We start from the raw sequence: 19,292 nt of genomic DNA, 5'->3' as shown, positions 1-19,292 counted from the left end.
CGTGCAGCGCGCAGCATCTTACTTGGCTGATGTTGTGGTCGTAACTACGAAGTCAGCCCACGAGATGCTTCGCCTCCGGCTCTGCATGACGACCTTTTTATCGGCTGATCACGCATCCTAGAACGAGGTAGAGACGCAATATTTTGCGTCTCGGCACCAGAACGGCCGAAAACGCGTGTTCTCTACAACCTCAGCAACCAGGAGACGCAAAGCATTGCTACTTTACCTCGTTGTGGCTGGTTCAGCGCGGTCCTCATCAACTAGCACCTGGCAGCCTACCGGGTTGATAGTTGTTAGGTAAATAAGGTAGTCGAGGCCGAGGCGCTGGTAGGTAGCGTGCATTACGTTTTCTACGGCGCGGGCTGTGGCTTCGTCCTGACTGAGCATAAACAAGGAAGGGCCCGAGCCGGAAATGCCCCCGCCCAGGGCCCCGGCAATGCGGCTACCCTCCTTCACGTCCTGAAAGCCCGGAATCAGAATGCTGCGCACAGGCTCCACAATCACATCTTCCAGGGAGCGGCCAATCAGGGCGTAGTCGTGCTGGAGCAGGCCGGCCACCAGCCCGCCCACGTTGGCCCACTGCCGAATGGCGTCGCGCAGGGGTACTTCCTGCTTTAAAATCTTGCGGGCGTCGGCGGTCTTCACCTCAATCTGGGGATGAACCACCGTCACGAACAGGGGCGGCGCATCCAGCGGTACAATGTCGGGCGCGGGGGTAGTAGCCCGAATCAGGGTCACGCCCCCATAAATGGCCGGGGCAATGTTGTCGGCGTGGCGCACCCCGGAGGCTACCTCCTCGCCGTACATGGCAAACTGCACCAGTTCGGGCTTGCTGAACTGGTTGCCCAGCAGGTAGTTGAGGCCCACTACGGCCCCCGCCGCGCTGGCTGCGCTGCTACCAATGCCGCTGCCCGGCCGAATGACTTTGCGGATGCGCACCTCCACCCCAACGGGCTCCGGAACGGCATGGAGCATGGCCAGCAGGGCCGCGCCGGCCACGTTCTGAGTTGGCTCCGTGGGCAGGTTGAACTCGTCTTCGTTGATAAGCACTACTCCCGGCTGCTCGGTCAGCCGCAGCTTCATCACGTCATTGGGCTCATGCAACGCAAAGCCGAGCACATCAAACCCGCACACCACATTGGCCACGGTGGCGGGGGCCAGCACCGTAATAGAAGCAGAAGAAAAAAGCATGGAAGAGGTAAAAGGGGTAGGGTGATGCGAAGCTAAAAACCTGGCGCCAGCTTCGCGTACGGTTAAACGGCTTTCGGTGCTACAGCGCGGCAGTCGGCATTGCCCAGGCGCGGCATATCACGCCTGGGCAGCCATGTTTAAGCATATTTAAGACTGTACGGCGCGCAGCACGTCGGCAAATACGCCGGAGGCCGTAACCTCGGCGCCCGCCCCCGCGCCTTTGATGACCAGGGGCTGCTCCACGTAGCGGTTGGTATAGAACAAAACGGCGTTGTCCTTGCCTTGCAGGGAATACAGGTCGTGGGCTGGGGGCAGGGCCTGCAGGCCCACCCGGGCTTGCCCCACCGCGAAGCTTGCCACAAACCGCAGTTTCTCCCCGTTAGCGGCGGCGGCCTCATACAACGCCCGGAAGTGGGGCTCGTGCACGGCCAGCTGCTCGTAGAAAGCCGGTACGTCGCCCTCCAGGCAGGAGGCAGGCAGAAAAGGCTCGTTGTGGATGTCGGCCATTTCCAGTTCATACCCGGCCTCGCGGGCCAGAATCAGAATTTTGCGGGCCACGTCAACCCCCGTTAGGTCCAGGCGCGGGTCGGGCTCGGTGTAGCCCTCGGCCTGGGCCTGGCGCACTACCTCGGCAAAGGGTCGGGAGCCATCATAGGTATTGAACACGAAGTTCAGGGTGCCTGATAGGACGGCTTCCATGCGCTGCACCTCGTCGCCGCTGCGCAGCAGGTCGCCCAGGGTGCCGATGACGGGCAGGCCCGCGCCCACGTTGGTTTCAAATAGAAACTGGGTATTAAACTCCTGGGCCAGCGCCTTTAAGCGGGCATAGTTCTGGTATTCCGAGGCGGCGGCTACCTTGTTGCAGGCTACCACGGCCACGCTGCGCGCCAGCAGCTCGGCGTACACCTGGGCTACCTCGGAGCTGGCCGTTACGTCCACGAACACGGTGTTGCGCAGGTTCAGGGCCAGCAGCTGCTCCGTAAGCGCCGGCAGACGCAGGGCCTGGCCGGCGGCAAGGGTTGGCTGCCAGGCGGTCAGGTCGATGCCTTCCTCATCCAGCACGAACTGCCGGCTGTTAGCCAGACCGACCACCCGCAGGTTCAGGCGCAGCTTTTCGCGCAGCCAGGGCTGCTGCCGAGCCAACTGTTCCAGCAGCTTGCGACCTACGTTGCCCACGCCGGTGATTACCACGTTTACCTGCCGGGTAGTGGCCTCGAAGAAAGTTTCGTGGAGCACGTTGATGGCCTTGCGCACATCCTGCTGGCGGATAACGGTGGAAATATTCTTTTCCGAGGAGCCCTGGGCAATGGCCCGGATGTTCACCCCGTTCTGCCCCAGGGCCCCAAACAGGCGCCCACTAATGCCGGGGTGGTTTTTCATCTGCTCCCCCACCAGGGCCACAATAGCCAGCTCATGCTCACAATACAGCGGGTCGAGGCGGCCGGCGCTGATTTCGGCGGCAAATTCCGCGTCGGCGGCTTGCTGGGCTCGCTGGGCGTCATCGGCCCGCACGGCCACGGAAATCGAGTGCTCCGAGGAGCTTTGAGTGATGAGAATCACGTTGATCTGCTCCTGGGCCAGGGCCGCAAACAGCCGCCGTGAAAAGCCGGGAATCCCGACCATGCCGCCACCTTCCAGCCGCAGCAAGGCCACCGGCCCGATGCTGGAAATGCCGCGCACCATGGCTTGGTTGGCGGACGGGGCTACTTCCACCAGGGTCCCGGCATCTTCGGGAGCAAACGTGTTCTTGATCCAAAGCGGAATGCCCCGGTGCATAACCGGCTGGATGGTAGGCGGGTAGAGGACCTTGGCTCCGAAGTGCGACAACTCCATGGCCTCCTGATAAGAGATGCGCGGAATGGGCCGGGCGGCGCGCACCAGGCGCGGGTCGGCCGTCATCATGCCGCTCACATCCGTCCATATTTCCAGCTGGCTAGCCCCCAGCGCCCCGGCAAAAATGGCCGCCGTATAGTCGGAGCCGCCCCGGCCCAGGGTGGTGGTGCTGCCATCAGGCGCCGCGGCCACGAAGCCGGGAGCCACGTACAGGGCTGCCTCGGCCCCGTTTACCGCCGCCTGAATTTGTGGGTTGGTGAAAGCAAAGTCCACGGCCGCGTGGCCGTAGCGGGCGTCGGTGCGAATCAGTTGGCGGCTGTCGAGCCACTGGTGGGCTGTGCCTCGTGTCGTCAGCCCGGCTGCTACCACCCGCGAGGAGAGCAGCTCGCCGTAGCTTACCAGCCGGTCCAGGGTTCGGGCCGACAGCTCCCCCAGGGCAAAAACTCCGTCGCAGAGGCGTTCCAGCTCGTTGCAGTGGCTTTTTACGAAGCTCAGCACCCCGCTCTGCCCCGTAATCGGGAGCAGTTCCCGCACTACGTCTAGGTGGCGCTGCTCCAGCTCCTGCAATTGCTCCCGGTAGCTGGCATCGGCCGCGGCGGCCCGACGACCGGCACTAATCAAGGCATCCGTAACCCCACTTAGGGCCGATACGACCACTACGGTGGGCTGCTGGCGGGCAGCCGCTTCGGCCAACTCCAGCACACGTTTGATGTTGGCGGCCGAGGCCACCGATGAACCTCCGAATTTGAGAACCTGCATAAGCGTCACGTCAAGGGCACTACCAGTGGAAAGGACAAGAAAAAGCCCGCATCGGTCCGGTAGCTCCCTGGAGTAGGGCTTACCGGCGAGGCGGGCGGCGAATACAAGTGAAAAAGGAGTTCCGCGGCCCGCTTAGCGGGTTGTGGTCACGGTTGTCCGGGTGGCAATCGGGCTGATTGTCAGGGCGCAGCAGGTAACATGGAAGGCACGAAGCAAGGCCATGAGCGCGGGGTTGGTGGCCCCAAAGTAGGAATTTTTTGAAACGATACGTGTTTGGAATAGAAATAATTTGAGTGCTAGCCGGCCCTCATTGGTGCGCTCCAAGCTGGTGACGCCCCCCGCAGGTGATGCGCCTGTGGGAGGCGTTGTTTAGAAATCATCAGGCAGAGGAAGCACGCAAACCGCAAGGCTCCTAGCGCTTCTGATCCAAGCGGTTCAGCCCTGTTTAAGGTCGGCTTTGATTCCGTACCTTTGCACTCCCAATACATTTTCTGAAGGCAAGATGCTAGACAAACTGGAGGCCATCCAACGGCGCTTTGAGGACGTGAGCGAACAGCTCACCCAGCCCGAAGCTATGAGCGACATGAAACGCTTCAAGGCCCTCAACAAAGAATATAAGGACCTCGGCAAAATCGTGACCGAGTACAAGGCTTACCAGAACGTGCTGGCCAACATCGACAGCACCAAGGAAGTTATTGCGACCGAAAAGGACGAGGACTTCCGCCAGATGGCCAAGGACGAGCTGGAAACGCTGTACCCGGAGCAGGAGCGGCTGGAAACCGTTATTAAAGAGCTGCTGATTCCTAAGGACCCGAACGACAGCAAGGACGTTATCATGGAAATCCGGGCCGGGGCCGGCGGCGACGAGGCGGCCATTTTCGCCGGCGACCTGCAGCGCATGTACATGCGCTACGCCGAGAAAAACAACCTGCGCATGGACCTGATTGACGCCACGGAAGGTACCTCGGGCGGCTACAAGGAAATTATTCTGGCCGTGAAGGGCGAGGACGTATACGGCAAGCTCAAGTTTGAGTCGGGCGTGCACCGCGTGCAGCGCGTGCCGGCCACGGAAACTCAGGGCCGCATCCATACCTCCGTTGCCTCTATTGTGGTGATGCCGGAGGCCGAGGAGCTGGACGTACAGATTGATATGAACGAGGTGCGCAAGGACCTGTTTATGTCGTCGGGTCCCGGCGGACAGTCGGTAAACACTACCTACTCGGCCGTGCGCCTAACCCACTTGCCCACCGGCATCGTGGCCCAGTGCCAGGACCAGAAGTCCCAACTCAAGAACTTCGATAAGGCCCTGGGCGTACTTCGCTCCCGCCTCTACGAAATCGAGCTGGCCAAGAAAAACGAAGCCGAAGGGGCGGCCCGCAAGAGCATGATTGGCGGTGGCGACCGGTCAGATAAAATCCGCACTTACAACTACCCCCAGGGCCGCGTAACGGACCACCGCATTGGCTATACTGTGCACAACCTGAGCGCGGTAATGGACGGCAACATCGACGACTTTGTGGAGCAGCTGCGCCTGGCCGAAAGCGCCGAGCGCCTCAAGGAAGGTGTTGGCTAGGATACTTTAACGCTACCAGCCCCGTTTGTCATCCTGAGCAGAGCGAAGGACCTTATCACGCGTAAACGATTGACGTAACAACGTCCTGTTCCCACGTGATAAGGTCCTTCGCTCTGCTCAGGATGACGTTTTTAAGTTAGTTAGCTTACTGCCATTTATGCGCTTTTTACTCCCGCTGCTTCTGCTGCTCTCGGCCGCTACGGTTTTGCTACCCGGCTGTGAGCCCAAGGAAGACCTCGTGACGACCGATAGCAGGGCCAAGCTGGAGTTCTCCCTTGACACGGTGAAGTTTGATACCGTGTTCGTGACGGTGGGCACCGTGAGCAAGCGCCTGTGGGTGTACAACCGCAACCCGCGAGCGGTACGCGTGTCGGAAATCAGCCTGCAGAGCCAGCCTGGCATCACCTACAACCTGCTCATTAACGGGGATGCCGGCTCCGTAGCCCGCGACGTGGAAATCAGGGGTAAGGATAGCCTGTTGGTACTGGTACGCGCCACCATCGACCCCACGCCCAGTGACCTGAAGCCCTTCGTGCTGGTGGATAACCTGCGCTTCCGCACCAACGGCAACGACCAGCAAGTGAAAGTGGTTAGCTACGGCCAGAACGCCTACTTCCATACTCGCGACGAAATCAGGGTCAATACCACCTGGAAGGCCGATAAGCCCCACGTTATTTATGACTACGCGCTGGTTGATTCGGCCACAACGCTGACCATTGAACCCGGCGCCCGAATTTATTCTCATGCCGGCGCGGCCTTGCTGGTGGGCGGACAACTGCTGGTCAGCCCTACCTTCCGGCCCACGGGGGAGTTGAAACCCAATGACCGCAACTTTGTGTACTTCCAGGGCGACCGGCGCGAGGAAGAGTACGCCAACCGGCCGGGCCAGTGGGCGGGCATCTGGTTTTTGTCCAGCAGCCGTAATAGCGTAGTGCGCTTTGCCCAGATCAAGAACAGCGCCTTCGGGCTGCTGGTCATCAATCCGCGCAATTTGCGGCCGTTCCCCAGCGTCACGGTCGAGAATTCTATTATTCAGAACATATCCAGCGCCAAGCAGGCTTTCACCAATTCGGGCCTGCGCATTGGCCTGGAAGGAGCGGCCATTCTGGGGCTGTCGGCTGATTTTACCGTGCGCAACACGCTGCTAGCCAACTGCGAGCAGTACGCTGTGTTTGGTGCCCAGGGCGGCACCTACCAGTTCGACTACTGCACCATTGCCAACTATGCTACGCTGGCTAACCGCCAAACCCCTTCGTTTCTGCTGGCCGATGCCATTGAGGTGAATGGGCAGGCCCGGCCCGCCATTGCCCCCCGCCTGACCATGCGCAACTCCATTGTGTGGGGTAATTCCCGGAACCTGGAAGAGCTGGCTTTCGTGAACGGGGAGCAGTACGCGGGTAACATCAGCATCAGCACCAGCGTGTTGCTGACCAAGAAGTATGACAACACGGGGCCCCTGGGGCAGGCCAAAAACGGCAACATCCTGAACCCGCAGCAGGGCCCGAACTACCTTTTCCGCAGCACGCCCTCGCGCCCTCTTGGCAAAACGCTGGACTATCAGCTCGATACCCTTTCGCCGGCCAGTAACAAAGCCCTGCCCTTGCCCAGCATCACCACCGACCTGCTCAACCGCCCCCGCCTCAGTCCGCCCGATATTGGGGCCTACGAGCGGAAAAATCCGTAGTCAGCCTATGCAGTTACTTCAGAAGCGGTTGCGCCTGCCGGCCGTGAGCCGGGGCTTCCATTTGATTACCGATTTGCTGGTGGCCGAGCTGCCGGAGCTGGAGCAGCTACAGGTAGGAACCGCCCACTTCTTTATTCAGCACACCTCAGCCAGCCTGAGCATCAACGAAAACGCGGACCCCACCGTGCGCCACGATTTCGAGCAGTTCTTCAACCGCACCGTACCCGAAAACGCCCCCTACTTCCGCCACACCCAGGAAGGCCCCGACGATATGCCGGCCCACCTTAAAGCCAGCCTGCTAGGCCACGCCGTGAGCGTGCCCATCAGTCAGGGCCGGTTGGCGCTGGGCACCTGGCAGGGCATCTACCTGGGGGAGCATCGGAACCACGGCGGCCGACGGTGGATAGTAGCCACGTTGATGGGCAAGTAGGCTGTAGCCGGGATAAAAGGCACTGCGTAAGCGGAATAGGCAGCGTAAGCAAGCCACCCGCCCACAGTTTGCGTATAGGGCAGAAAGCCCCCTGATCATGCTTGCTGCCCTGTTTCTATCGTCTGCTAAAGCTGCCTCGGCTACCTCGCTCTACGCCGCGGTGCTGCTAAGTGCCTGCGGTATGGATACCGAACGCACCGAGCTGCCCGCTAGCCGGAAAGCTGCCGCGCAGCAGGCGCGCCCGGGGCGGGCGGTCCGGCCAGCCGCGCCGGCCGCTACCCGCATAGTGCGCCTGACGAATGATTCCTTGGCCGGTCAGCCTTTCGGGGAAGAGCCGACGGTGCCGGAATTACTCGCCAGCGGGGCCAAGGTAGTGGCGCGCCGACCCTACAAGAACCTGCACGAAGCTGGCCAAATCGACACTATTCTGCTGGTGCGCCACCAGGGCAATGTGTTTGAGTTCTACCGGGCCCCGGAGAAAGACCTGCTCCGCGACGCTACCATCACCAACTTCCAGCCCGCTTACGGAAGACGCCTGCGCACTCGCCTGGAGTCAGCTTGCCGCTCGGCAGCTCCCACCACCGATAAAGTCCGGATTGGCGATACGGAGCGTACCAACTACGTATCCGTCATTTACCAAAGCGGCCGGCTAAGCGCCGTGCACGTGGAGCCCTACCTCGATTAGGCGTTCAACCTTACAACACCCGGCTTTGCACCGAGTAGCGCACTGAATCGAACAGCACGAGCTTTTGCACGCCGCGTACCTGGTAGCTGGCTACTTGGCCGTTCTGACAGCGTAGGGTCATGGTTTTGGCCGAGTAAACCAGCGGGTTATCCTGGGCTACCGTGGCCGTCATTTCTCGCACTACGGCGCCTTCGCTTAGCACTGTGAGCTGCTCTACGGGGTGTTCAGTGCCGGGCTGCCGACGGTAGCTGCGCCGGGTGAGGCCCTCGGCGGTTGTGGCGGAGTCTACTTGATACAGGCCCCGCAGGGCGGGCTTGTTGATGTCGGCCTGCTGAAAAATCTGTAGCTCTTTGGCCCAGTCTAGTTGGGTTACGCGGGTGGTTTCCTGCTGACCGTCGCGGAGCAGGACCTGTTTTTCCACGGCGGGCTGGCGCTGATTTAGTAGAGTAGCCTGCTTTTCCAGGAAACCCAGCAGGTTGAAATACGTCGGCTTGCGGTTCGCCGGGTTGGGGCGCACGGTAGCATCCTCGCCAGCTTCACAGGCGGAAAAGAGTACTACCATGCCAGCCAGCCAGAAGAAACTACGCATTCGGGGCCGTTTCGGGGCGGAGCAGGCTCTGACCGCCCATTACATCGGGTTGGGGTAGGCCCATCAGCTGTAGTACCGTGGGGGCAATGTCGCCGAGCTTGCCATCAATGAGCGTACCACGGTAGTCGTTGGAGGCCAGGATGCAGGGCACTAGGTTGGTGGTATGGGCCGTGTTGGGCGTGCCGTCCGGGTTAATCATCATGTCGGCGTTGCCGTGGTCGGCAATAATGATGCAGGCGTAATCAGAAGCCAAGGCTGTTTCGATGACGCCACGGGCGCACTCATCTACCGCTTCGGCCGCCTTTACGGCGGCAGCAAACACGCCGGTATGGCCTACCATGTCGGTGTTGGCGAAGTTCAGCACCACAAAGTCGGCCGACTTGGCCTGCAGCTCGGGCACCAGGGCGTCGCGCAGCTCGTAGGCGCTCATCTCGGGCTGCAAGTCGTAGGTTGCTACCTTGGGCGAGGCCCGCATGATGCGTTTCTCTCCCTCGAACTCTACCTCCCGGCCGCCGGAGAAGAAGAAGGTAACGTGCGGATACTTTTCCGTTTCGGCAATGCGAATCTGGGTTTTATGGTGCGCGGCCAGCACTTCGCCCAGGGTTTCCTCCAGGTTGTCTTTCTCGAAAATGGGCGTGACGCCGGCAAAGGTGGCGTCGTAGTTGGTCATGGTCAGGTAGTGCAGGCTGAGCCGGCGCATCTCAAAGGCGTGGAAATCCTGCTGGGTCAGGGCCTGCGTGATTTCCCGGCCCCGGTCGGTGCGGAAGTTAAAGCACAGCACCACGTCGCCCTCCTTGATGGTGGCCAGCGGCTGCCCGTCGGCTCCTACCTTAATAATGGGCTTCAGGAATTCGTCGGTTACTCCTTCTTTATAGGAGTCTTGCATGCTCTGAATCAGGTTCTGGGAGGGCGCGCCCTTGCCGTTTACCAGCAGGTCGTAGGCCACTTTCACCCGTTCCCAGCGGTTGTCGCGGTCCATGGCGTAGTAGCGGCCCACGATGGAGGCAATTTTGCCGCTAGCCCCGCGCTGCAGGTGCTGCTCCAGGTTGTTCACGTAGCTAACGCCACCCTTGGGGTCGGTGTCGCGGCCATCGGTGAAGGCGTGAATAAACACGTTGTGCACATCGGCGTCGTAGGCCAGAGTGCACAGGGCTTTCAGGTGCTCCAGGTGGGAGTGCACGCCCCCGTCGGAGAGCAGGCCCATCAGGTGCACGGGCTTGTTGTTGAGGCGGGCGTACTCGAAGGCTTTCACTAGGGCGGGCATGGCGCCCAGCTTCCGCTCCCGGATGGATTTATTGATGCGCACCAGGTCTTGGTACACCACGCGGCCGGCCCCAATGTTCATGTGGCCTACCTCGGAGTTGCCCATCTGCCCGTCGGGCAAACCCACGGCCTCGCCGGAAGCTTGCAGGCGGCTGTGGGGGTAGCGCTGAAACAGCGAATCGACGAAGGGCGTACGCGCCTGATCAATAGCCGATACCTCTTTGTTCTGCGCCAGACCCCAGCCGTCCAGAATCACCAACAATACCTGTTTGTTCATGGCAGCAAAGATAGGCCAGATGGGCCGAAACGCCCGCATTTTCCCTAACTTGGCTGCCAGGCTAGGCCGCTAAGTGCAATACCCTGGGGCCGAATCTAGGTTGGCATAGTTTTCGCGAGCTGCATGACGAACTCTTTACACTAACATGAAACGCAACTTCTTTCTGGCCTTCGCCCTAGCGTGGAGCCTGTTGCTATCGGTGGGTGCCCTGGCTCAGGGCGAAGCTTTTGGTCCCGTGCGCAACGCCATCCGCAGCTCCTCCTCGCGCGATTTGGCCGGCTTCTTTGCCCCTACCGTGGAGCTGAGCTTCGACGGGGACAAGCAAAGCTACAGCGCCACCCAGGCCGAGTTCGTGATGAAAGACTTCTTCGCGAAACACTCCCCGGCTTCTTTTGACTTTATTCACTACGGCGGCAGCAACGAAGGAACGCCCTATGCCGTGGGCAAATACACCGGAAAAGATGGCGCCTACCGCATGTTCGTGAAAATGAAAGCGGCCGGCGGCAACCTCAGAATTGCTACTATCGACTTCACCAAGGAGAACTAGCGTCTCTTTCAACTTGCCTCTCTCCCAGCGCCGCGAAGCTTTCTTCGCGGCGCTTTTTTGTGCCCAGCCGCGGGTCGGAAGTGGCCCCTGCCCAACTCCGTAGAACCCCGTGGGGTAGGGGTAAAGGCTGCCTCGTACGCGTCGCGCGGGCCCCCGGGAAGCAGGGATGGTTAAGTAGGGGCATTTTTGACTATTTTTGCCCCGTGCAAACGCCCCCCTACCTCACCCCGGAAGCTCTATCCACGTTTATCCGCACGGCATTAGCTGAAGATGTCGGCGACGGCGACCATTCGGCGCTGTCGGCCATTCCGGTTGAGGCGCGCAATCGGGCCCACCTGCTCATTAAGGATGAGGGCGTACTGGCTGGCGTGGAGCTGGCCCGCCATATCTTCCGGGCGGTAGATGCCGACTTGCACCTGGCGCCGCGCCTGGAGGACGGAGCCCGCGTAAAGCACGGCGACATTGCCTTTACCGTGGAGGGCCGCGCCCAGAGCATTCTGACGGCGGAGCGGCTGGTGCTCAACTGCATGCAGCGCATGAGCGGCATTGCCACCCGCACGGCCCACCTGACCAGCTTGCTGGCCGGTACCCGGGCCCGTCTGCTCGACACCCGCAAGACCACTCCCAACTTCCGGATGTGCGAGAAGTGGGCCGTGTTGATTGGCGGCGGCGTGAACCACCGCTACGGGCTCTTCGACATGATTATCCTGAAGGACAACCACGTGGACTACGCCGGTGGCGTCCGGCAGGCCATTGCGGCTTCCCGCGCCTACCTGGCGCGCACCGGCCGGCAGTTGCCCATCGAAATTGAAACCCGCAGCTTGGCCGAAGTGCAGCAAGCCCTGGAAGCCGGCGGCATCGACCGGATTATGCTCGATAACATGGCGCCGGCGCAACTGCGCGAGGCCGTGGCCCTGGTAGCGGGCCGCTACCCCCTGGAAGCCAGCGGCGGCATCACCGAGGAAACCATTGCCGAGGTAGCCGCTACCGGCGTCGATTACATTTCCGTCGGGGCCCTGACCCACTCCATCCGGAGCCTCGACATGAGTTTGAAAGCCTTTTAAGCGGTGAAATGGTGAGATAGTGAAATAGGGCGTGTCGTTTCGTTTGCGAAAGCTGCGCAGCACCGGCCTCCTGAACAGCAAACTCACCAAGTCACTAATCACCATTTCACTTTATGCAACTCCCCAACCAACGCGGCGGCTACCGGCAGCAACAGCAGCAGCAAGGCGCTTCGCCCCTGGCCATCCGCACGAAAAAGCACCAGCTTGACACCGATACCTACACCAAGATGGCCATGGCCCGGGTGTGGCGGCGCGAGTGGTGGTACGCCCTTATTCCGTTCGTGATTGGGTTGTTGCCTGCCATTATTTGGCCCTCGTGGTGGTGGCTGGCCGGGGCGCTGCTCCTGACGCTGCTGTACGTACTATTCCGCTCGGCCCAGGTAACGGGCGTAACGCAGGTAGAACAAACCAAGCCGCTGTTTGAGAAGTTGGGCTATGAGTTTGATAACAAGCAGATTGTGCTGCGTCGCAACGAAAAGGAAGGCATGCGCCTGACCTGGGACATGATTGGCGACGTAAAGCGCGAGGCCGATGGTTACCTCCTTTCTCTGCGCGCCCCGGAGCTACCCCAGGAGCTGAAAGGCTGGCGCCTGTGGATGGCCAAAACCTTCGATACCCCAATTTTCCTGCAAGTGCCGGACCGCATCTTCAACTCCCCCAACGACCAGAAGCTGTTTGATGCCATGCTGCGTCGCAAGAACCTGCTGCCCGGTGGCGGTCCGGGGGCCGCTTAAAGCCCGGCCTTAACCTGCCCGGTCGTTTTTTCGTCATACCTCTTATTCAAGATTCCGTTTTCTTCTCATGAGCAAGCAACTCGTACTTTCTGCCCTGGCCCTGGCTACGCTGGCCCTGAACGCGTGCAGCAGCGAACCTTCGGACTGGCGCGCCGACAAAAAAGTATCGGTGGATATGGTAGAGCCCGGCAGCCGCTCCTCGGACAACTTCGACCAGAACACGGAAGAAGCCGCCCACCAGTCGAAGGGCGGGGCCATTGAGCGCCCCATTAGCTCAGAAGTTACCCTGGACGAGCCGAACGCCCGCGACCGGGTAACGGCCGAGGAAGTTCGCACGGCTGATGCCAAAGACGCTACCCACACCAATAGCGCGGAAGCTATTGAAAGCGACAAGAAAGCCGTCGACGACCACAAGGCGGAAACTGCCGAGCCCACGCCCAAAAAGTAGCGCCGGGTCCACATGATGTCTTTCTGGAAATCAACGGTAACGGCCGTTTTGCTCACCGCCGGGGCATTGCTGGCCAGCTGCCAGTCGAAGCCCGCGGAGCAGGCCGCCGCTACTGCTGCTCCCAACCCGGCACCCACCGATAGCACGGCCCTACCCGTAGCCACGGCCGCCTACCTCTGCCCCATGGGCTGCGAAGGCAGCGCCAGCGACAAGCCCGGCAAGTGCCCGGTCTGCGAGATGCAGCTGGAGCCCAACCCGGCCGCCACGCCTACCAAGGCGCTTTGATTTAAACAAACGGAGGTTCATATTTGCAGCGCTGTTGCAAATATGAACCTCCGTATTTGCCTATACAACGACAAAGGGGCGTGCAAGCGCCCCTTTGTCGTTGTAGTACCCCGTCCTCTTGCTTATGCTGCCTGCGCCCCCCGAAGAATGGTTTAGCACCTGGTTTGACTCGCCGTACTACCACCGGCTCTACCGGGAGCGAAACGACGAGGAGGCCCGGGCTTTCCTGGCGAATCTGCTCCGGTATCTGCACCCAAAACCCGGGGCCCGTCTCCTGGACCTAGCTTGCGGCAAAGGTCGCCACGCCTTGTACCTGAGCGAGCAGGGCTACGAGGTAACAGGACTGGATTTGTCGCCGGAAAGCATCCGCCACGCCCGGCAGTTTGCCCATGAGCACCTGCACTTTCACGTGCACGACATGCGGCAGCCCCTGCTCACCGGTCCTTTTGACTTCATTTTCAACCTGTTCACCAGCTTCGGCTACTTTGCCCAGGAGGCCGACAACGTCGTGGCCCTGCGCAACGCGGCCGCGGCGCTGCGGCCCGGGGGCAAGATGGTTATCGACTTTCTGAACACGGACTTAACCATCCGGCAGCTGGTAGCGCACGAAACCAAGCGGGTAGAAGACACGGAGTTTCGGCTGTACCGTCATTTTCAGCACGATTTCATCGTCAAGGAAATTCGCTTTTTGGATGCCGAGCAGCAGGAGCAGCACTTTGAGGAACGGGTGCGGGCTCTAAGCCAGGAGCGGTTCGAGGAGTATTTCCGCATGGCAGGCCTGCGTTTGGTGGAAGTGCTGGGCGACTACCAGCTTACCGCCTTTGATGCCGCTACCAGTCCCCGCATGATTTTCGTGCTTAAAAAATAAGAATTCCATGTGCTAACCAAGGCAAAGGGCCTTTCCCGCACCTCAGCACCTTACCCCTATTAACCCACTTACTACATGTGGTTTGCCGTTTTTGCGTTGTTTCTGACTGTGCTGGGGGCCAGCTGGCTGACCCGGCTGGTACCAACGGCCCGCACCACCTGGATGAAGCCACTGCTGGCTTTTAGTGGGGCCTACCTGTTCACCCTCACCGTTACCCACCTGCTGCCGGAGGCGCTGCAAATGCAGCCCGGGCACCGCGTGGGCTACTTTGTGCTGGCGGGTTTTTTCGGGCAGATGCTGCTGGAGGTTTTCTCCCAGGGCGTGGAGCATGGGCACGTCCATCACCACACCGAGCACGCCGGCCGGGTGCCGTTTCTGCTGCTGTCGTCGTTGGTGCTACACTCGTTTCTGGAGGGCAGTATTCTGGTAAAAACCCCCGCCGCCGGCGACGTGAGCCAGAACTTCTACGCTATTGTGGCCGGAGTGGCCTTGCACCACATTCCGGCCGCCTTTGCCCTGATGGCGGCCCTGTTGCTGCGTTTGGGCTCTTTTCGGCGGGCATTGCCGTATCTGCTGCTGTTTGCCGTGGCGGGTCCAGCGGGCATTATTGTGAGCAACTTTGTGGTGCTGGAACAGCTGCTGACCGGCGGCCTGTACGCGGCCCTGCTCGGGCTGGTGGCCGGTAATTTCCTGCACGTTTCCACTACCATCCTCTTCGAAACCAGCCCCGACCACAGCCTGAACGTGCGCAAGCTGGTAGCCACCCTGGCCGGCTTGCTGCTGGCTCTGCTGGTGGATGTGGGGTAGGAGAACAAACAATGGGGTGGTGCCGGCCACGAGATTCAGCGGTGCCTATGACAAGCCGTGCAGTAAGTAAAATGCTGATTGTTTGGGGTAGGTGGACAGCTAGCACTACACACTTAACAAGAACGGTAATTCCGAGCCTCGGCGGTGCGGTGGGGCGAAGCTGTTTGAACTGTACTTAGCAAGAACGGTCATTCCGAGCCCCGCGAGGAATCTCGCGTGCTGATGTTGGATTACCATTACAACGTCAGCACGCGAGATTCCTCGCGCGGCTCGGAATGACCGTTCTTTCTTTTACTATCCACGCACTCTAGGCTGGGTGGGCAGTAGTAAGTGACCGTCATGCTGAACCGAGGGCGAGGCATCTCTACCGCTTCGCCTAAATAAGTACGAGGAGTTGCTAGAGGGAGAGATGCTTCGCCTCCGGCTCAGCATGACAGTTTAAGGTCGTTAGTGATTAGCGCTTCAGCTACTGATAAAAACTTAGTCCGGTAATAGAAAAAAGCGCCTTGCTCAGCTGAGCAAGGCGCTTTTTCAGTCTAGGTTATCTACCGTTAGCGGCGCGGGGTAGTCCGGCGAACCGGGGCCCTTTTCGCGGGAGCTTTTTTGGCCGGAGCGGCGGCTTTCACCGGAGCAGGCGGAATAGCGGGAGCCGGGCCGTACTTGGTTTCGGCGGGGTTCGGGTCGCCGGGCAGGTACACGTCGAACTCTACGCGGCGGTTGAGGGCGCGACCAGCCTCCGTGGTGTTCGGGGCAATGGGCTTGCTCTCACCGTAGCCGTGCGATACGATGCGGTCCTCGGCAATGCCTTTGCGCAGCATGTAAGCCCGGGCCGAAGCAGCGCGCTCATCCGACAGGCGCAGGTTGTAATCGTCGTTGCCTACGTTATCGGCGTGGGCCGAAATACCGAGGAAGTAGTCGGGGTAGTCGTTCAGGATTTGCACCAGGCCATCGAGGGTCGGGAACGAAATCGGCTTCAGGGTCGCCTTATTAAACTCGAACTGGATGTACTTGGTAGCTTCCTGCAGACGCTTTTTCTCCTCAACCTTCATTTCCGGGCAGCCTTTGTTGGAGGCCGGGCCGGGGCGCTGCGGGCAGCGGTCCTGGTAGTCGGGAACACCGTCGCCGTCGGAGTCAACGGGGCAGCCGTTGGCGTCTACCTTCACACCGCCGGGCGTATCGGGGCACTTGTCGTTCTGGTCAATTACGCCGTCGTTATCGGAGTCGGGGCAGCCTTGCAGTTCAGCTTTGCCGGGGGTATCGGGGCACTTGTCGTCCCCGTCGCGCACCCCGTCTCCGTCCCGGTCGGGGCAGCCTTCCAGAGCCGCGAGGCCTTTTTCCGTGGGGCACTTGTCTTGGTAGTCCGGAACACCGTCGCCGTCACCGTCGAGGGGGCAGCCATTAGCATCCACGGCTACACCGGCCGGGGTGCCGGGGCACTTGTCTTTGCGGTCCGAAACGCCGTCGTTGTCGGTGTCTTTGGCTTTACCCAGGGCAACGTTCAGGCCCACGGTGTGCTGCAAAAACCGGTCGTCGATGCTGTTATCGTCGCGGGCGGGGTCGCCGTCGATGTTGGCGTTAAGCGGGAAATGCTGGCCGGTTTGCACGAACAGGTGCACCGCGTCGCCCAGCCGGAAGTCAATGCCAGCGGCCCCGAACAAGTCGAAGTAGTTTTTATCCTGGTCGGTGACTTCCGTGCGGTTGTTGCGGAAGATGGTGCCTTCGCGGCTGGTGTAGGTCAGGCCCGGGGCCGCCAGCAGGTAGGGGCGCACGGGCGAATCCTCACTCAGCAGCTTGAACTTCAGGCCCAGGTTCACGTTCACTACGTTAGTGGCGAAGTTACTGCCAAAATAAGGTCTGCCAGCGGGGGCGTTCTTCTTAAGCTCCACGTAATTGCCGCTCAGCTGCAGATCCAGGCCACTGGTGAGGTAGCGGCTGAAGGTGATGCCGGGCGCGTACTTGTTTTCGCTCCAGTTCCAGTAGTCAGAACCGAAGTTGCCCTTGTACTGCATGGCACTCACGTTGAGGCCGATGGCCGTCTTGCGGTCGGCCGTTTGTGCGTGCGAAGCCAGCGGGGCCAGGGCCCAGGCCGCGAGGCCGAGAGTCAGCGCCTGTTGAAGGGGAATGCGTGGAGGCATAGGAAAGGAAAAATGGTGACACAGAAAGCAGGTTGCCACGGCGGGCAAGCTGGGGCTTTATACCCTCATTAAAGGGAAAAGTTGCCCTGCTGCGTCCAAACACGCCTACGAATCCTCCAAATGAGTCCGCCGCTGGCCCTAATACAGCTCCGCGCTAGCCTGGAACAAGCAAAATCCTACCGCAACTCAACATCTAGCATGGGCCCGTTGCCGCGTAGAAATACTTCCAGTTGCCGGACCCGGGCCCGTTGCTGGCTAAGCTCTTGCTGAAGCTGCTCCAGGCGCTGGCGCATGGCCAGAATTACCTCCAGGCTGTCCTTGCTCAGGCCCAACTCGTGGTGGAGGCGGGCCAGCAAGGCCACGTGGTCGGGCTCTTCGTGCAGGGCGTTGGGCGTATGGGGGGCCGCCTGGAGCAGCCCCAGCTCCAGAAACTCACGCACGTCGGTTTCGCTCAGCCCGTAGCGGGTGGCGCACTCGTGAAAAGTAAGAATGATACTACGCGTTTCCATGAGGGGTAGCAGGTTTTCAGGACGCCGGGACGCTAGGCGTGGCCAACGCGGCCGTGGTTATTTACGCAGCTCCGCCAGCTGGCGAAACAGCTCCTTTTCTTTCTCGCTCAGGTTCTGGGGTAGCGTGAGCGTCAGGCGCAGGTACAGGTCGCCGAATTGCCCGGCCTGGCGGTACACCGGAAAGCCTTTGCCCCGCAGGCGCAGGCGGGTACCGTTCTGCGTTTCGGGCTTGATGTTGATTTTCACGGGCCCCGACAAGGTTTCGACCACCTGCTCACCGCCCAGCAAAGCCGTGTAAATGCTCACGGGCACATCCATGGTCAAGTCGTTGCCGGTGCGGGAGTAACGGGCGTCAGGGGGTATACGCAGGGTGATGTAGAGCGAGCCGGCGGGCCCGCCGTTGCGGCCCGGCCCGCCCTGGTCGCGCAGCCGGATAACCTGCCCATCTTCCACGCCCGGATGAATAGTGAGGCGCAGGTTTTTACCGTTGACGGTGAGTGTGCGGGGCCCGCCGTGATAAGCTTCGGCCAAGGTTAGCTCCAGCTCGGCCTGGTAATCCTGGCCGGCGCGGGGCCGGGTGCTGCCGCCCTGACTACCCCCACCCATGCCCCCGAACATGGAGCTGAAAAAGTCAGAGAAGTCGGCGCCCCCAAATGGGTCCTCGGCCCCATTATACCCGCCGCCCTGGGCGTACTGCGACCAATCGAAGCCAGCCCCACCGCCCTGGCCGCCCCAGCCGGCGCCAGCTTGCTGGTAGCGCTGCCAGTCGGCCCCGAGCTGGTCGTACTTCTGGCGCTTCTCGTCGTCGCTGAGAACTTCGTGGGCCTCATTGATTTCCTTGAATTTGCGCTCGGCCTCGGCATTGTTGGGGTTCACGTCGGGGTGGTACTGGCGGGCCAGCTTGCGGTAGGCTTTCTTGATCTGGTCCTTGGTGGCCGCTTTATCGAGGCCCAGAACCTGGTAGTAGTCTTTGTAATCCACGGGGCAGAAGAAAACAGGGGAGAGCCAGGACCCGCTGCCGGGCGCCTGGGGACGAGCAATAAAACGATTACGGCGCTAGGGAAGTTGCCGAGCCAAGGTTGCGGAATTCGGCCCGTATTTTGTATTTTACAGCTACTGTATCTTACCAGCTTTTCTCATCAACTCACCCACTCTCCACCCCTTATGAAACGGTATACTCCTATCCTGGCCGGGCTGCTGCTGGCTGCTACCGCTACCCTTAGCGCCCAGGCGCAAACTAAGCTGCCTCCTCGCCGGCCCGTGCAGCCCCGTGCCAAAGCCGCCGCGCCCGTGGGCGTTACCATGAAAGATGGTTTTCTGATGAAAGAAGGCAAAGTAATGATGACGCGCGACGCGCACACGGAGGCGCTTACCTCGGAAACGGCTTTGGTAAACGGCACGAAAGTGATGCCCGATGGCACCGTAACCCTGGCCAACGGCACCACGGCCATGCTCAAGGAAGGCGACTACATGTCTCTGACCGGGCGCATGACCACCAAGGCCATGAAAGCCGAGCAGGACAGCCTGTTGCAGCTCGCCAAAAACGGGGGCAAGGTCAAAATGAAGAAAAAGGTCAAGTAAGCCGGCCTCCGGCGTACTATTTACCGCGGG

General features: G+C 60.7%; 19 protein-coding genes. 12 read left to right on the top strand and 7 right to left on the bottom strand.

Translation table 11 applies throughout. The features are described from left to right. Positions 1-222 precede the first annotated feature (222 nt). Positions 223-1,191 carry a homoserine kinase gene (locus IEW18_RS07115; protein ID WP_188557140.1) on the bottom strand — a complete coding sequence of 323 codons (969 nt, stop codon included), beginning with the start codon at positions 1,189-1,191 and terminating at the stop codon, positions 223-225. Between the two features lie 147 nt (positions 1,192-1,338). After that, on the bottom strand, positions 1,339-3,783 hold the full coding sequence (thrA, locus tag IEW18_RS07110) for a bifunctional aspartate kinase/homoserine dehydrogenase I (protein WP_188557139.1): 2,445 nt from the start codon (positions 3,781-3,783) through the stop codon (positions 1,339-1,341). Between the two features lie 502 nt (positions 3,784-4,285). Here thrA and prfA point away from each other — a divergent pair. From prfA to IEW18_RS07090, 4 genes are all read left to right on the top strand, one after another. After that, complete coding sequence (gene prfA, locus IEW18_RS07105) at positions 4,286-5,356, top strand: peptide chain release factor 1 (RefSeq protein WP_188557138.1); 1,071 nt, start codon at positions 4,286-4,288, stop codon at positions 5,354-5,356. A gap of 157 nt (positions 5,357-5,513) precedes the next feature. Beyond that, positions 5,514-7,040, top strand: coding sequence for a hypothetical protein (locus IEW18_RS07100; RefSeq protein WP_188557137.1), 1,527 nt, complete (start codon positions 5,514-5,516; stop codon positions 7,038-7,040). Positions 7,041-7,047: 7 nt separating this feature from the next. Beyond that, positions 7,048-7,470 carry a secondary thiamine-phosphate synthase enzyme YjbQ gene (locus IEW18_RS07095; protein WP_188557136.1) on the top strand — a complete coding sequence of 141 codons (423 nt, stop codon included), beginning with the start codon at positions 7,048-7,050 and terminating at the stop codon, positions 7,468-7,470. 97 nt (positions 7,471-7,567) lie between these two features. Next, positions 7,568-8,155, top strand: coding sequence for a hypothetical protein (locus tag IEW18_RS07090; RefSeq protein WP_188557135.1), 588 nt, complete (start codon positions 7,568-7,570; stop codon positions 8,153-8,155). 10 nt (positions 8,156-8,165) lie between these two features. On the opposite strand, the gene IEW18_RS07085 is transcribed toward IEW18_RS07090, so the two are convergent. Both IEW18_RS07085 and gpmI read right to left on the bottom strand, forming a co-directional pair. Continuing rightward, the gene (locus IEW18_RS07085; protein ID WP_188557134.1) at positions 8,166-8,717 is read right to left on the bottom strand and encodes a hypothetical protein; all 552 of its coding nucleotides are present in this window, start codon (positions 8,715-8,717) and stop codon (positions 8,166-8,168) included. Positions 8,718-8,736: 19 nt separating this feature from the next. Then, on the bottom strand, positions 8,737-10,284 hold the full coding sequence (gene gpmI, locus IEW18_RS07080; protein ID WP_188557133.1) for a 2,3-bisphosphoglycerate-independent phosphoglycerate mutase: 1,548 nt from the start codon (positions 10,282-10,284) through the stop codon (positions 8,737-8,739). 145 nt (positions 10,285-10,429) lie between these two features. On the opposite strand from gpmI, the gene IEW18_RS07075 reads away from it, so the two are divergent. The 7 genes from IEW18_RS07075 to IEW18_RS07045 all read left to right on the top strand — a co-directional run bounded on the left by IEW18_RS07075 (position 10,430) and on the right by IEW18_RS07045 (position 15,037). Beyond that, a complete protein-coding gene (locus tag IEW18_RS07075) occupies positions 10,430-10,831 on the top strand; it encodes a DUF4783 domain-containing protein (protein ID WP_188557132.1) in 402 nt (133 codons plus the stop codon). Positions 10,832-11,034: 203 nt separating this feature from the next. Continuing rightward, positions 11,035-11,895, top strand: a complete 861-nt coding sequence (gene nadC / locus IEW18_RS07070; protein ID WP_188557131.1) for a carboxylating nicotinate-nucleotide diphosphorylase — start codon at positions 11,035-11,037, stop codon at positions 11,893-11,895. Positions 11,896-12,008: 113 nt separating this feature from the next. Next, on the top strand, positions 12,009-12,629 hold the full coding sequence (locus IEW18_RS07065; protein WP_188557130.1) for a hypothetical protein: 621 nt from the start codon (positions 12,009-12,011) through the stop codon (positions 12,627-12,629). Positions 12,630-12,696: 67 nt separating this feature from the next. Next, on the top strand, positions 12,697-13,077 hold the full coding sequence (locus IEW18_RS07060; protein ID WP_188557129.1) for a hypothetical protein: 381 nt from the start codon (positions 12,697-12,699) through the stop codon (positions 13,075-13,077). A gap of 12 nt (positions 13,078-13,089) precedes the next feature. Beyond that, a complete protein-coding gene (locus IEW18_RS07055) occupies positions 13,090-13,362 on the top strand; it encodes a heavy metal-binding domain-containing protein (protein ID WP_188557128.1) in 273 nt (90 codons plus the stop codon). Positions 13,363-13,486: 124 nt separating this feature from the next. Then, positions 13,487-14,230 (top strand): SAM-dependent methyltransferase, encoded by a 744-nt coding sequence (locus IEW18_RS07050; protein WP_188557127.1) that lies wholly within the window; start codon positions 13,487-13,489, stop codon positions 14,228-14,230. 75 nt (positions 14,231-14,305) lie between these two features. Beyond that, on the top strand, positions 14,306-15,037 hold the full coding sequence (locus IEW18_RS07045; RefSeq protein ID WP_188557126.1) for a ZIP family metal transporter: 732 nt from the start codon (positions 14,306-14,308) through the stop codon (positions 15,035-15,037). A 551-nt stretch (positions 15,038-15,588) separates the two neighbouring features. Here the strand turns inward: IEW18_RS07045 and IEW18_RS07040 are convergent. The 3 genes from IEW18_RS07040 to IEW18_RS07030 form a co-directional block, all read right to left on the bottom strand. Then, complete coding sequence (locus tag IEW18_RS07040; RefSeq protein WP_188557125.1) at positions 15,589-17,172, bottom strand: OmpA family protein; 1,584 nt, start codon at positions 17,170-17,172, stop codon at positions 15,589-15,591. A gap of 176 nt (positions 17,173-17,348) precedes the next feature. Further along, positions 17,349-17,681, bottom strand: a complete 333-nt coding sequence (locus IEW18_RS07035) for a chaperone modulator CbpM (protein ID WP_188557124.1) — start codon at positions 17,679-17,681, stop codon at positions 17,349-17,351. A 57-nt stretch (positions 17,682-17,738) separates the two neighbouring features. Beyond that, a complete protein-coding gene (locus tag IEW18_RS07030; protein WP_188557123.1) occupies positions 17,739-18,662 on the bottom strand; it encodes a DnaJ C-terminal domain-containing protein in 924 nt (307 codons plus the stop codon). A gap of 183 nt (positions 18,663-18,845) precedes the next feature. Here IEW18_RS07030 and IEW18_RS07025 point away from each other — a divergent pair, with 183 nt between their 5' ends. After that, on the top strand, positions 18,846-19,262 hold the full coding sequence (locus IEW18_RS07025; protein WP_188557122.1) for a DUF6799 domain-containing protein: 417 nt from the start codon (positions 18,846-18,848) through the stop codon (positions 19,260-19,262). Positions 19,263-19,292 lie beyond the last annotated feature (30 nt).

Origin of the sequence: Hymenobacter glacieicola, assembly GCF_014640315.1 — a bacterium.
In the GTDB taxonomy this organism is placed as follows: Bacteria; Bacteroidota; Bacteroidia; order Cytophagales; family Hymenobacteraceae; genus Hymenobacter; species Hymenobacter glacieicola.
The sequence above is the reverse complement of the archived record's forward strand: the minus strand, read 5'-3'. Positions and strand labels throughout refer to the sequence as shown.